Source organism: Pseudomonas sp. SIMBA_041 (assembly GCF_046535095.1).
Taxonomy (GTDB): Bacteria; Pseudomonadota; Gammaproteobacteria; order Pseudomonadales; family Pseudomonadaceae; genus Aquipseudomonas; species Aquipseudomonas mucoides.
Genome location: NZ_JAWRXJ010000166.1, coordinates 1 through 294, shown reverse-complemented (window position 1 = coordinate 294; position 294 = coordinate 1). Strand labels below are relative to the sequence as shown.

The window sequence follows — 294 nt, the reverse complement described above, 5'->3', positions numbered from 1 at the left end:
GGATCAAATGAAGATGGAAGATGGTCCAGGATATGCCAGCATGACAGCTTGCTGTGGACCCAGAGAAGGCAACGGTGTCTCTAACTTACTCGCATCGCCAGATGGATGGGGAAGCCCCATATTTGGGCCACCAGAAGGCGACAGCACAACTCTTTTGGTAGGACCTCCTGAAAATGACAAGCCTGAACTCCACTGAAAAGGTGGAGTTTTTTTCTATTTGCCCGTTCGCATTTTATTTGTACATAATTAGGAACGAACGTTCTTATTTAGGGGCAGACAAATTGGTAAAGGAAC

At 46.3% G+C, this 294-nt stretch carries 1 protein-coding gene; it reads left to right on the top strand.

The window, feature by feature from the left end:
- The coding region (locus SB725_RS30690) for a hypothetical protein (RefSeq protein ID WP_410923124.1) at positions 1-196 on the top strand (196 nt) is incomplete at its 5' end.
- Positions 197-294: the final 98 nt, after the last annotated feature.